Origin of the sequence: Massilia sp. LC238 (assembly GCF_000735635.1) — a bacterium.
Classification (GTDB): Bacteria; Pseudomonadota; Gammaproteobacteria; order Burkholderiales; family Burkholderiaceae_D; genus Telluria; species Telluria varians.
In genome coordinates, this window is the sequence record NZ_JNNN01000012.1 from 53,047 (window position 1) to 65,935 (window position 12,889).

Consider the following 12,889-nt stretch of genomic DNA (forward strand, 5'->3'; position numbering starts at 1 on the left):
AGATGCGGTTCTTTGGGACGGGCGCGGCGGAGTCAGGCGGCGGCGCGCACCGGCTCCAGGTCCTTGTCGCCGTCCACCGGTACGCGACCGTGCAGGACGTCGTCCATGCGCTGGGTGTCGAGTTCCTTCTCCCACTTCGACACCACCACGGTGGCTACGCCGTTGCCGACGAAGTTGGTCAGGGCGCGGGCTTCGCTCATGAAGCGGTCGATGCCGAGGATCAGGGCCATGCCGGCCACCGGGATGGTCGGGACCACAGCCAGCGTCGCCGCCAGGGTAATGAAGCCGGCGCCGGTGATGCCCGATGCGCCCTTCGAGGTCAGCATCGCCACCGCCAGGATGGTCAGTTCCTGCATCAGGGTCAGGTCGGTGTTGGTCGCCTGGGCAACGAACAGGGCCGCCATCGTCATGTAGATGTTGGTGCCGTCCAGGTTGAACGAGTAGCCGGTCGGGACCACCAGGCCGACCACCGGCTTGGAGCAGCCGAGGCGTTCGAGTTTACGCATCAGGGCCGGCAGGGCGCTTTCCGACGAGCTGGTGCCGAGCACGATCAGCAGTTCTTCCTTGATGTACTTGATGAAGCGGATGATCGAGAAGCCGGTGAACTTGGCGATGAGGCCCAGCACGCCGATTACGAACACGAAGCAGGTCAGGTAGAAGGAACCCATCAGCTTGGCCAGCGGCAGCAGCGAATCGAGGCCGTACTTGCCGATGGTGAAGGCCATCGCGCCGAAGGCGCCGATCGGGGCGGCTTTCATGACGATGTTCACGACGCCGAAGATGGCGTGCGAGAAGTCGTCGATCATCTTGGTCACCGGACGGCCACGCTCGCCCAGCATCGACAGCGAGAAGCCGAACAGCAGCGCGATCAGGAGGACCTGCAGGATGTCGCCCTTGGCGAAGGCATCGACGAAGGTGTTCGGGATGATGTTCATCACGAAGTCGACGGTGCTCTGGTCCTTGGCCTTCGCGGTGTACTGGGCGATCGACGAAGCGTCGAGGTGGGCGGCGTCGACGTTGAAGCCGGCGCCCGGCTTGACCCAGTTGGCGACCACCAGGCCGATGGCCAGCGCGAAGGTCGAGACGACCTCGAAGTAGAGCAGGGCCTTGCCGCCGACGCGGCCGATTTTTTTCATGTCCTGCATGCCGGCGATACCGGCGACGACGGTACAGAAGATCACCGGGGCGATGATCATCTTGATGAGCTTGATGAAACCGTCTCCCAAGGGCTTCATCTTCGCGCCCAGTTCAGGGTAGAACACCCCCAGCAGCACGCCAAGCACGATGGCGAACAGCACCTGGACATACAGGACTTTATAGAATGGCTTTTTCATGGCAACGCTTCGTAGTGAAGTTTGTGGTGTTGCCATCATCGTGGAAGTGTCACGCCCAATCTATTGTGGATATCCGCAGGCCTTATATCTTGTTGCGGATATGCTGATTGTGTATCGCGTGATATTTCTGGAACGTGTGCTGTTGACCTCCACTCCAAGGATCGTCGCACCGGCGAAGGCCGGTGCCCAAGTTCACGGCCGCCTGAACACCTCCCCACCTTTCATCACAAATCCCACCTTCGCTGCTGCCCCGATATCCCTGGTCGGATCCCCATCCACCGCCACCACGTCCGCCAGCATCCCCGCCTTCAACTGCCCCAGCTCCTTCGACTTCCCCAGGATCTCCGCCGCCACCACGGTTGCCGCCCGCATCGCCTCCAGCGGCGACATCCCGAGCTTGACCATCCATTCCAGCTCGCGCGCATTGGTCCCGTGCGCGAACACGCCGACGTCGCTGCCGTTGCCGATCGTGACGCCGATCTTGCGCGCCAGCGCGAAGGCGCGCTGCGCCTGCTGCATGGCTGGTGTCGGCGCGCCGCCACGCACATGCTTCTGGAAGTATTCCCCGGTCGCCTCCGGCGCAGTGAGCGTCGGGATGTAGGCGGCGCCGCGCTCCTTCATCAGCCTGAATGTCGCTTCCGAGGCCCCGTAGCCATGCTCGATGGTGTCCGCCCCTGCCAGCACCGCCATGCGGATCGCGTCGTCGCTGCTCGCGTGCACCGCGACCTTGCGCCCGGTGACGTGGGTGGCGGCGACCATCGCCTTCATCTCCTCCATGGTGAAGGTCGGGCGCGCCGTGCCGTCGATGCCGGTGCGGTAGTCGCCGTAGATCTTGATCCAGTCCGCGCCGCGCGCCGACTGCTCGCGCACCGCCTTGGTCACTTCATCGATGCCGGTGGCCGGCTGGGCGCCGTAGGGGATCTCCATGTCCGGACGGTAGCTCTTCTCGGCCGGGCCATAGCTGTAGCTGGCGACGATGGCCCTGGTGGCGACCAGCAGGCGCGGACCGGGCGCGACGCCCTCGTCGATGGCGCGCTTGATGCCGACGTCGGCATAGTCGGCGCCTTCGGTGCCGAGGTCGCGCAGGGTGGTGAAGCCGGCCTGCAGGGTCGCAGCCGCATGGCGGCCGGCCAGCATGATGCGGTAGGCGACCGGCTCCTTGATCACCTGGTCGTCCCAGGTGGTTTCGTTATAGGGATGCAGGAGGACGTGCGAGTGCAGGTCGATCATGCCTGGAATAAGCGTTTTGCCGGGGAGGGTGATGCGTTCGGCGTCGGCCGGCACGGTCATCTTCTCGAGCGGGCCGACCGCCTGGATGCGGCCCTGCGCGACCAGCACGCCCCAGCCCGCGTGCGGCGCGCCTTCGCCGGTCCAGACCTGGGCGGCCGTGACCAGGACCGGACGAGGCGGCGCTTTCGGCGCCGCCTGGGCGTGGCCAAGGACGGAGGCAAGCATGCCCAGGATCGTGAACACCGAAAGGGCAAGTTGCCTGGCAGGGAGTCGCATGGGTGTTTTCCTCTTATCTTGTTGTGTTGGAAAAATGCCATCATATCGGAGCCTTGCCGAGGTGTCTGCATTGCGCGACCGATGGCGGCTGTGACAATTCGCGGATTATGCGTGCCGCCTCGAACGCTATGATGTCGGGAATACACAACAGGGGGCGCATGCGAATGAAGTTCGACCGGACGATTGCCCTGAACATCATCTGGCTTGCCGGCCTGTTCGTCGCCTGGGGTTTCGTGGCGGGACAAGCTGGCAGCCCAGTGCCCTACAACTGGACGCGGCTGGCGCGCATCGCCCATGCGCTCGAGCTGTCTTTCCTGGTGTCGCTCGTCCTGCTGATGCTGGCGCCGGCGGCCAGCATTGCGGCGAGAAGGGGCAAGCCCTGGGCAGTGGCGTATCCGGTCGTGCTGCTCCTGGGCTGCGTCGCCACCCTTGGTTTCTCCCTGTACCAGCTGGCGCACATGCCCCCCAAGCCGGTCTTCGCCAGGTCCGACCCTCCCCATCGCTGCTCCCGCCGGGGCGAGTCTGTTCCGGCGCTGGACGCGGTGGGCAGCCCGGTCCGGCGCGGCGACCTGGTGATCCTCTGGTCTTCACCGGGCGCGGACGGCCCGGAGCGGGATACGGACAAGCAGGCGTTTCAACGCGGGGTGTGGAACGGCCGGATCGTCATGGTCACCGGCTTCGTGCGCGGAGGTGCCCTGCGGGTGCTGCCGACCGACACGGACATGGGAAGCGCCGAGCCGCATTTCTGCGTCTGGCCCGACAAGGTGGCGCGCATGCCCATGCCTTGAGGGCCTTGGGAAGACGGCTCAGTACGGCATGCCGCTCACGACCAGCGGCAGCTGCCACAGCGCGCCTGCGCCGGTGATGTACAGGGTCTTGCCGTCCTTGCCGCCGAAGGCCGCGTTGGTGACGTTGGCGTCCACCCGGATCGTCGCCAGCTGCTTGCCCTGCGGCGAAAACACGCGCACCCGTTGCGCCGCATGCTCGGTCACGTACAGGTTGCCGTGGCAATCGACCGTCATGCCGTCCGCACCTTCCAGTCCGCTCACCAGGGAGCGCCCGGCCTGCGGCACGCCTTCGACAATCGGATAGGCCACCAGCAAGCCGTCGCTGGCGTTCACGTACAAGACGTCCCCGGCAGGCGACAGCGCGATCCCGTTGGGATTCGGACGCGTGCCGTCCACCAGCGTCACCTCGCCGTTCGTGCCGACGCGGTAGACGCCCGTCACCGGCTGCCCGCCGGGCGCGGCCGCCTTCTGCCAGTCCGGATCGGTAAAGTAGATCGTCCCGTCGCCCGCGATCGCGATGTCGTTGGGCGAGTTGAACACATTCCCCTTGAAACCGGCGGCCAGCCGTACGGCTTGGCCATCCGGCGCATGGCGCACCAGCGCCTTGTCCTTGTGGCTGGCCAGCACCAGCCTGCCGTCGGCGTCCACCGCCAGGCCGTTGCTGCCGCTGTCCTCGATCGCGGTGCTTACGGTGCCGTCCTGGGCCAGCTTGCGCACGCGCGAGGGAAAGCCCTTGGCGAAGCTGAAGTCGGAGAAGTAGAGCGCATCCTTGACCCACACCGGCCCCTCGAACAGGCCGGGTTCGGCGCGCGAGGCCGTGACGGCGGCAACGCGTTCGGCCTGAAGCATGCCGGAAGGCGGTGCGCCGCAGGATGCGGCGAGGGCGTTCTTCGCCACCAGGGCGAGCGAAAGGAATAACACGTTCGTGGACACAGGCATCAACCCTCCAGGTCCCCGAGCGACTGCTGGATTCCGAGCTGCACGTCGCGCAGGAAGGCGCCGCCCTGTTCGGACAGGGCAATGCCCGGCACGGCCAGCTCCACCAGGCATACCAGCGCCTGGCGGAACCACTCCATGTCGGTGCCCATGAGGGGCAGGGCGTGGGCGTCGTTCAGGTAGTGGACCGCGCGCGTGAGCAGGTTCGGATCGCGTCCGGCGCGGGCGACACCGGGTGCGAAATCGACGACTTCCCGGAAGAAGCGGTCTGCCAGGGTCTCCAGGATGTCGTTCGAGACCTGGGGCTGGCCGGCGGCCAGCACCACCCGGGCCAGTTCCTGGCAGGCGTCCTGCAAGCTCTGTTCGTCGAGGCGCTCGGTCATGGTGGCCTTTACTGTGCGGCCCAGCCGCCGTCCATGTTCCAGGCCACGCCGCGCACCTGGTCGCCGGCCGGGCTGCAGAAGAACACGGCCAGCGCGCCCAGTTCCGCCGGGGTGACGAATTCGCCGGAAGGCTGCTTTTCGCTCAGCAGGGCCTTCTTGGCCGCGTCGTTCGAGAGGCCGTCGCGGGCGGCGCGGTCGTCCACCTGTTTCTGCACCAGCGGGGTCAGGACCCAGCCCGGGCAGATCGCGTTGCAGGTCACGCCGGTCGCGGCGAGTTCGAGCGCGGTCACCTTGGTGAAGCCCACCAGTCCATGCTTGGCCGCGACATAGGCCGACTTCCCGGCCGAACCTACCAGGCCGTGCACCGAAGCCAGGTTGATGATGCGCCCCCAGTTTTTCTGCTTCATGCCGGGGATGGCCAGGCGGCTGGTATGGAAGGCCGAGGTCAGGTTGATGGCGATGATCGCGTCCCACTTCTCGGCCGGGAACTCGTCCACGGTGGCCACGTGCTGGATGCCGGCATTGTTGACCAGGACGTCGACGCCGCCGAACTTGTCGGCAGCAAAACGCATCATCGCCTCGATTTCAAGCGGCTTGCTCATGTCGGCATTGTGGTAGGCGGTCTGCACGCCGAATTCGGTGCCCACGTCCGTGTAGAGCTTCTCGATCTGCTGGGCGTCGCCGAAGCCGTTGAACACGATGTTGGCGCCCTGTTCCGCCAGCGAACGGGCGATCCCCAGGCCAATGCCCGAGGTGGAACCGGTGACGAGTGCTGTTTTACCGCTGAGCATATTGGATTTCATTGCGTCCTCTTTCGTGGGTGAACGGGTTGCTTCCTCAGAATTGGTAGAATTCTAATGGCAATGCCAAGTAAAATGGCGTGTTGCGATGCAAAGTAATCAATATTGTCATGACTGAGCGGGGGCGAAGGTGCAAATCGGCGAAGCCAGATTGAATAGCGTGCAGTGCAGTTCGCCCGCCGGCCTGCACCGCATGGCCTACAAGGAGTGGGGCGACCCCGCGAATCCGAAGGTGCTGGTCTGCGTGCACGGCGTTACCCGGGTGGCCGACGACTTCGATGGTCTGGCGCGGGCACTGAGCGACGAATACCGCGTGGTCTGCCCGGACGTGGTCGGCCGCGGCCGCTCCGGCCGCCTGCGCGATCCGGAGTACTACACGGTGCCGCAGTATGTCGCCGACATGGTCACGCTGATTGCGCGCGTTACCGCCGACGACACGCTCGGGGTGCACTGGTTCGGCACCTCGATGGGCGGCCTGATCGGCATGATCCTGGCCTCGCTCGAAGACAGCCCGATCCGCAAGCTGGTCCTCAACGACATCGGTCCGGTGCTGGACCAGGGCGCGCTGGCCCGCATCGGCGAGTACATCGGCCAGGACATCCGCTTCCCCGACTTCGACACCGGCGCGGCCTACGTGAAAGCCGTGTCGATGTCCTTCGGCCCGCATACCGAGGAAGAATGGTTCAAGCTGGCGAGCGACGTGCTGCGCCAGGAGCCGGGCGGCCAGTGGGTGCGCCATTACGACCTCGGCCTGGCCCAGCCTTTCCGCGCCATCACGCCGGAACGCGCGGCCGGCGACGAAGCCCAGATGTGGGCGGCCTGGGATGCGATCCGCTGCCCGACCTTGCTCGTGCGCGGCGAGCAGTCCGACCTGCTGTCGCGCGAGACGGCCCTCGAGATGTGCACGCGCGGACCGAAGCCGCGCCTGGTCGAGATCCCGGGCGTGGGCCATGCGCCCACCTTCGTGCGTGCGGACCAGATCGCGATCGCACGCGAATTTTTAGTCGGCGGAGCATGAGGCTTCCGCCAAGTTTTATAAGAAAGCAGCTATGGAAATCAAACGACTCCACGTAGGCAAGCGCCTGTCCGAAACCGCCATCCACAACGGCACCGTCTACCTGGCCGGCCAGATCGCCGAAGACACCACCCAGGGCATCGAAGGCCAGATGCGCGAGGTGCTGGGCCACGTCGACCGCCTGCTGAACGAAGCCGGCAGCGACAAGTCCTGCGTGCTGATGTGCCAGATCTTCATTTCGAGCATGGAGCACTTTGCCGGCATGAACAGCGTCTGGGACGAGTGGGTGCCGCAGGGCCACACCCCGCCGCGCGCCACCGTCGAGGCCAAGCTGGCCAATCCCGCATGCCTGGTCGAGGTCTGCATCACCGCCGCACTGCGCTGAGTCGGAGGCATACAAGCTAGATGGTATCAAGCGTTCTACTCGGTGACGCCAGCACCCAGCTGGTCCAGGGACTCAGCGTGGAAGACTGCGCGCGGGTCCAGACGGCGCTCGACTACGCCAGCAGCATGTACGGCGAGCGCAGGGCCGGCACGGGCCAGGATGCGTTCGAATTCTCGCTCGGCGTGGCCGGCACGCTGGCGGTGCTGCGCACCGACGCCGAAACCCGCATCGCCGGCCTGCTGTTCGAGCTGGCGATGATGGATCCGGCGGTGGCGGGCTCGCTCGAGGAGCGCTTCGGCAAGGAAGTGTCCGACCTGGTGCAGGGCGTGTACCAGCTGGTCAAGCTGCGTGACCTCACGGCCGGCAAGGACCAGGTGGCGGAAGCGAAAAATGCGGGCAAGAACGCCGCCCAGCAGGCCGCCGCCCAGGTCGAGACCCTGCGCAAGATGCTGCTGGCAATGGCCTCGGACATGCGCGTGGTGCTGATGCGCCTGGCCGCCTGCGCCGCCAGCCTGCGCTATTTCTCGGAGCAGAAGCGCTTCGACGAGGTCACCCGCGCCTATGGTCGCGAGGTGCTCGAATTCTATGCGCCGCTGGCCAACCGGCTCGGCATCTGGCAGCTCAAGTGGGAGCTGGAAGACCTGTCCTTCCGCTTCATCGAGCCGGACGCCTACAAGCAGATCGCCAAGATGCTCGAAGAGAAGCGCATGCAGCGCGAAGGCTTCGTGCAGTCCTCGATCGACCGGCTGGAAAAGGAGCTGCGCGACGCCGGCATCAAGGCCGAGGTCTCGGGGCGGCCGAAGCACATCTACAGCATCTGGAAGAAGATGCGCGGCAAGGAGCTCGATTTCTCCTCGCTGTACGACGTGCGCGCCTTCCGCGTGATCGTCGAGGACGTCAAGGCCTGCTATACGGTGCTCGGCATCGTCCACAACATCTGGACCCCGATCCCGAAGGAATTCGACGACTACATCTCGCGCCCGAAGCCGAACGGCTACCAGTCGCTGCACACGGTCGTCACCGCCGAGGACGGGCGGCCGCTGGAAGTGCAGATCCGCACCCAGGAGATGCACAACTTCGCCGAGTACGGCGTGGCCGCGCACTGGCGCTACAAGGAAGAGGGCGGGTCGAACTTCAAGAGCCAGAAATACGACGAGAGGATCGCCTGGCTGCGCCAGCTGCTGGCCTGGAAGAGCGACGTGGCCGACGTGGTCGCCGGCCAGGAAGACCTGCAGAAGGAATGGGTCGAAAAGCTCAAGGCCGCCACCCTGGACGACCGCATCTTCGTCCTGACTCCGCAGGCGCGGGTGCTGGAACTGCCGCAGGGCGCGACCCCGATCGACTTTGCCTATCACCTGCACAGCGAGGTGGGCCACCGCTGCCGCGGCGCCAAGATCGATGGCGCGATGGTGCCGCTGAACACGCCTTTGCGCAACGGCCAGACCTGCGAGATCATCACCGCCAAGGGGCCGACCGGCACCCAGGGGCCGTCGCGCGACTGGCTCAGTCCGGGCTATACGGTCAGCAGCCGGACCCGGTCGAAGATCCGGGCCTGGTTCCACGCGCAGGAACAGGCCGAGACCCTGGCCCAGGGGCGCGCGCTGGTCGAAAAATCGCTCCAGCGCGAGGGCAAGACCGCCGTCAACCTGGAAGCGCTGGCGCAAAAGCTCGGCTTTGCCAAGGTCGACGAGCTGTTCATTCAGGTCGGCAAGGAGAAGTTCAGCCTGCGCCACGTGGAAGCGGCCCTGCACGACACGGTGGAAGCGCCGCCGCCCATCGACGAGGCGGTGGTCAACAAGAGCCGCGCCTCGAGCGTGGAGCAGGGCGCCAAGTCGGGCGTGCTGGTGGTCGGCACCGAGGGCCTGATGACCATGCTGGCCAAGTGCTGCAAGCCGGCGCCGCCGGACCCGATCTGCGGCTTCGTCACGCGCGGCAAGGGCGTCTCCATCCACCGCCTCAGCTGCAAGAACTTCGCCGAGATGCGCGCCAAGGCGCCGGAGCGGGTGATCCAGACCGAGTGGGGTTCGGCCGGGCTGGAGACCGTGTATCCAGTCGACCTGTTCATCCTGGCGATGGACCGGCAGGGACTGCTGCGCGATATCTCGGACGTGTTCATGCGCGAGAAGATCAACGTGATCGGCGTGAACACGCAGAGCAGCAAGGGGCAGGCGCGCATGGTCTTCACGGCGGAGATCGGGTCGACCGGGCAACTGAACAAGGCGCTGGCGGCAATCGCGGAAGTGAAGGGGGTGATGGAGGCGCGCCGCCAATGACGGGGTTCGCGCTGCCGGCGGTATCGATTCGATACAAAAAACGGGCATATCCACCAAAATTTGTATCATATTGACACCATGCGCCGAACCCTCAACCTCTACGCCAAGCCAAGCCTGTGGGGCCTCGCGTTCCTGCGCTACCTGCGCAGCTGGTGGTACATGGTGCACCTGGGCGCTGTCGCGCTGGTGATGGCGCTGTCGCCCTCGACCTACAACCGCGCCAACCGGCTGGCGGCCGCGCGCCACATCTACGCCAGCACCTGGCAGGTGCTGCCGGGGTTCTCGCTGGCCTCGGCCCTGATCAGCCTGGTCATCATCCGCATCGTGCTGGTCACGGCCAAGAGCTACGGGCTGTCGCATTTCGCACTCGAGATGGTGGTGCGGGTGCTGGTGCTGGAACTGATTCCCCTCTCCGCCGCGATGTTCGTGGCCCTGCGCGCCAGCATGGCCTTCGACGCGTCGGCCCTCGGGCTGGCGCGTGCCGGCCTGTCGCCGCAGGCCGCCAACGACGAAGCCCTGCGCCGCCTGCGGCGCGACATGGTGCCGCAGCTGCTGGCGAACTCGGTCGCGGTGACCAGCCTGGCCATGGTCACCAGCACCATCGTGCTGGTGCTGGCCTACTTGAACGTGTACGGCCTGCTGCCCTGGGGGATCACGGACTACACCCGCACCGTCGGCCGCGTGTTCTCGCCCACGGTGACGATCGGCTTCGTGCTCAAGACCGTGTTCTTCGGCCTGGCCGTGGCGCTGATCCCGACCGCCGCCATCCTCGAGCTGCAGCGCTATCCGCGCCGCGTGCATTCCACCGTGCAGCCGGGCGCGCTGCGCCTGCTGTTCGTGCTCCTGGTGATCGAGGCCGCCTCGCTGGCGCTGAAATATATTTAAAAGAATAGGAAGCCATGACCGAACCTTTGCCGGACGAACCGAAACATGTCGAACTCAAGGCGATGATCCTCCTGGCGGCGATCGGCATCCTGGTCGTCGCCTTCTTCGGCTACGTGATGCACGCGCGCGGCGTGTTCGAGCCGACCCAGCGCCTGGTCCTGGAAACCGACGACTCGTCCGGCGTCATCCCCGGCATGGACATGAGCTTCGCCGGCTTCCCGATCGGGCGCGTCAGCCAGGTCGAGCTCTCGCCCGAGGGCAAGGTGCGCATCCTGGTCGACGTGCAGAGCAAGGACGCCAAGTGGCTGCGCACCTCGAGCGTGTTCACGCTCGAGTCGAGCATCGTCGGCGAAACCCGGCTGCGCGCCTTCACCGGCGTGCTGAACGATCCGCCGCTGCCCCCCGGCGCCACCCGCCAGGTGCTGCGCGGCGACGCCACCGCCGAGATCCCGCGCATCGTCGCCACCGCCAGAGCGCTGCTGGAAAACCTGGAGACCATGACGGCGAACGACTCCGACATCAACGCCAGCCTGGCCAACATCAATGCCGTCACCGGTCGCCTGAACGGCCCCGGCGGGGTGCTGGGCGGCGTGATGGGCGGCGATGCCGAGGCGCGCAAGCTGGGCGAGGCGCTCGACCGCATCAACTCCCTGCTGGGCAAGACCGAACAGCGCGTCTACGGCAAGAACGGCGTGATGGACGACGCCCAGGTGGCGATCCGCCAGCTGCACGTGGTGCTGCAGGACGCCAGCACCACGCTCAAGAAGGTGGACGCGGTGCTGGTCGAGGCCCAGGCCGTCGGCGCCAATGCGCGCGTGGCCACCCAGGACCTGGGCGCACTGCGCGGCGAGGTCGACGCCAGCCTGCGCAAGGTGAACCGCCTGGTGGACGAGATCAACCGCAAGTGGCCCTTCGCCCGCAGCAACCAGGAGATCAAGCTGCCATGAAAATCGTCGCCTTCCTCGCCGTGGCCATGCTGGCGGCCTGCGCCAGCAAACCGCTGCCGCCCGACTGGCAGCTTGATGCCAAGGGGGCCCTCGACGGCTCCGTCGAGGATTACCTGAAAGGGCACACCGCTGCCGCAGCCGCGGAATTCCGCACTGCGCGTACGGCCACCACGAGCACCGGCCGCGCCGATCATGTGGCCCAGGTCGAACTGGTGCGCTGCGCCGCACAGGTAGCCAGCCTCGACTTCGACGACTGCCCGGGCTACGCCGCGCTGGCGCAGGAAGCCACGCCGGAACAGCGCGCTTACGCCGACTATCTCTACGGCCGCTGGGAGGGCTTGAACGTGGCGCTGCTGCCCGGACAGCACCAATCCGTCGTCGCCACCGGCCAGGTCGCCGCCGTGGCCGATCCGCTGGCGCGCCTGGTGGCCGCCGGTGCCGCCTTCAAGGCCGGGCGCATCAGCCCGGAAGGCATCGTGCAGGCCATCGACACGGCCTCCAACCAGGGCTGGCGCCGGCCGCTGCTGGCCTGGCTGGGCGTGCAGGTGAAGCGGGCCGAGGCGGCCGGCAACGCGCAGGAAGTGCAGCGCATCCGGCGCCGGATCGCGTTGGCCTCGGGGCAAGCTTGAGGCGCGGACCGCCGGTCAAGCGCATGTATCAGGAACTGGGCGGCACAAGCCTGCACCTCGAGCCTTGAGCGCTTGCCGAGGAGCGCACATGCAGCGTCCCGACGTTTTACTCATGGACATCTTGATCCGCCAACTGACGGCGCTTGGCGTCGGCCGTGGCGATGCGGTCATGACGCACGTCTCGCTGCGCGCCGTCGGGCCTCTCGCTGGCGGCCCGGCGGCCCTGCTCGAAGCGATCCTGGCCTGCGTCGGCGCGGAGGGCAACCTGATGGCCTACGTCTCCTGGAGCGACTCGCCGTACGAGGAGACACTCGGACAGGCTGCCATTCCGGACGCCGTGCGCGACAGCTGGCCGGCATTCGATCCCGACCACGCGCCTACCTATCCCGGGTTCGGCGCCTTCAACGAGTTCATCCGGATGCACCCGGGATGCCGGCGCAGCGCGCACCCGGATGCCTCGATGGCGGCGATCGGCGCCGATGCGCTCTGGCTGGTCGCTCCCCATCCCATGGACAGCGCCTATGTTCCGGGTTCGCCGATCGAGCGTCTGTTGCACAAGCGCGGCAAGATCCTGTCGATCGGCGCCGGTCCGGACGCCATTACCGCCTTGCACTATGCCGAAGCGGTGGCGCGGATTCCCGGCAAGCGCCGCGTCAGCTATTCGATGCCCGTGCTGGATGAGGAAGGCAAGCGCGTGTGGGTGACGGCCTCGGACTGGGACTCGAACGGCATTCTGGACGAGTACGCGCAAGCCGGCCAAGCCGATGCGGTCGAGCGGATCGCGCGCGACTATCTTGCGTTCGGACGGCATCGGGAAGGGCAGGTGGGCCGCGCAGCAGCCCGGCTGATCGATGCGAACGATATTGTCCGCTTCGGCCAGGCCTGGCTCGAGCGGCGCCATCCCCAGGCGGCTTCGGATGCGGCCCGTCTGGATGAACCGGAAGTGAGCCGCGGCCGGCCCCAATAAACTTTTCCCGGTCTGGCCTAAACGATAATTTCCGGTGCACA

At 66.4% G+C, this 12,889-nt stretch carries 13 protein-coding genes; 8 read left to right on the forward strand and 5 right to left on the reverse strand.

Annotated elements, in window-relative coordinates; translation table 11 throughout:
• Window positions 1-32: 32 nt before the first annotated feature.
• Together FG94_RS02925 and FG94_RS02930 are read right to left on the reverse strand one after the other, a co-directional pair.
• Window positions 33-1,334 (reverse strand): dicarboxylate/amino acid:cation symporter, encoded by a 1,302-nt coding sequence (locus FG94_RS02925; protein WP_036206853.1) that lies wholly within the window; start codon window positions 1,332-1,334, stop codon window positions 33-35.
• Window positions 1,335-1,526: 192 nt separating this feature from the next.
• Window positions 1,527-2,840 (reverse strand): amidohydrolase family protein, encoded by a 1,314-nt coding sequence (locus FG94_RS02930; protein WP_036206854.1) that lies wholly within the window; start codon window positions 2,838-2,840, stop codon window positions 1,527-1,529.
• 131 nt (window positions 2,841-2,971) lie between these two features.
• On the opposite strand from FG94_RS02930, the gene FG94_RS02935 reads away from it, so the two are divergent.
• A complete protein-coding gene (locus FG94_RS02935; RefSeq protein WP_152570821.1) occupies window positions 2,972-3,628 on the forward strand; it encodes a hypothetical protein in 657 nt (218 codons plus the stop codon).
• A gap of 18 nt (window positions 3,629-3,646) precedes the next feature.
• Here FG94_RS02935 and FG94_RS02940 read toward each other — a convergent pair whose 3' ends face one another.
• The 3 genes from FG94_RS02940 to FG94_RS02950 are packed head-to-tail and all read right to left on the reverse strand — an operon-like array spanning window position 3,647 to window position 5,750.
• Window positions 3,647-4,567, reverse strand: a complete 921-nt coding sequence (locus FG94_RS02940; RefSeq protein ID WP_036206859.1) for an SMP-30/gluconolactonase/LRE family protein — start codon at window positions 4,565-4,567, stop codon at window positions 3,647-3,649.
• Window positions 4,567-4,947, reverse strand: a complete 381-nt coding sequence (locus FG94_RS02945) for a hypothetical protein (protein WP_036206862.1) — start codon at window positions 4,945-4,947, stop codon at window positions 4,567-4,569. The genes FG94_RS02940 and FG94_RS02945 overlap by 1 nt, the downstream gene beginning before the upstream one ends.
• Window positions 4,948-4,955: 8 nt before the next feature.
• Window positions 4,956-5,750, reverse strand: coding sequence for a 3-hydroxybutyrate dehydrogenase (locus tag FG94_RS02950; RefSeq protein ID WP_036206864.1), 795 nt, complete (start codon window positions 5,748-5,750; stop codon window positions 4,956-4,958).
• A 133-nt stretch (window positions 5,751-5,883) separates the two neighbouring features.
• Between FG94_RS02950 and FG94_RS02955 the strand changes: the two genes are divergently transcribed.
• The 7 genes from FG94_RS02955 to aac(3) all read left to right on the forward strand — a co-directional run bounded on the left by FG94_RS02955 (window position 5,884) and on the right by aac(3) (window position 12,848).
• A complete protein-coding gene (locus FG94_RS02955; RefSeq protein WP_036207053.1) occupies window positions 5,884-6,765 on the forward strand; it encodes an alpha/beta fold hydrolase in 882 nt (293 codons plus the stop codon).
• 31 nt (window positions 6,766-6,796) lie between these two features.
• The gene (locus tag FG94_RS02960) at window positions 6,797-7,147 is read left to right on the forward strand and encodes a RidA family protein (RefSeq protein ID WP_036206866.1); all 351 of its coding nucleotides are present in this window, start codon (window positions 6,797-6,799) and stop codon (window positions 7,145-7,147) included.
• Between the two features lie 20 nt (window positions 7,148-7,167).
• Window positions 7,168-9,420 (forward strand): bifunctional (p)ppGpp synthetase/guanosine-3',5'-bis(diphosphate) 3'-pyrophosphohydrolase, encoded by a 2,253-nt coding sequence (locus FG94_RS02965; RefSeq protein ID WP_036206868.1) that lies wholly within the window; start codon window positions 7,168-7,170, stop codon window positions 9,418-9,420.
• Window positions 9,421-9,498: 78 nt separating this feature from the next.
• Entirely contained in the window at window positions 9,499-10,305 is an 807-nt protein-coding gene (locus FG94_RS02970; RefSeq protein ID WP_036206870.1) for an ABC transporter permease, read from the forward strand.
• A 14-nt stretch (window positions 10,306-10,319) separates the two neighbouring features.
• A complete protein-coding gene (locus FG94_RS02975; RefSeq protein WP_036206873.1) occupies window positions 10,320-11,252 on the forward strand; it encodes an MlaD family protein in 933 nt (310 codons plus the stop codon).
• Window positions 11,249-11,881 (forward strand): hypothetical protein, encoded by a 633-nt coding sequence (locus FG94_RS02980; RefSeq protein ID WP_036206876.1) that lies wholly within the window; start codon window positions 11,249-11,251, stop codon window positions 11,879-11,881. The genes FG94_RS02975 and FG94_RS02980 overlap by 4 nt, the downstream gene beginning before the upstream one ends.
• Window positions 11,882-11,969: 88 nt before the next feature.
• Window positions 11,970-12,848, forward strand: a complete 879-nt coding sequence (aac(3), locus tag FG94_RS02985) for an aminoglycoside 3-N-acetyltransferase (RefSeq protein WP_051996081.1) — start codon at window positions 11,970-11,972, stop codon at window positions 12,846-12,848.
• Window positions 12,849-12,889: the final 41 nt, after the last annotated feature.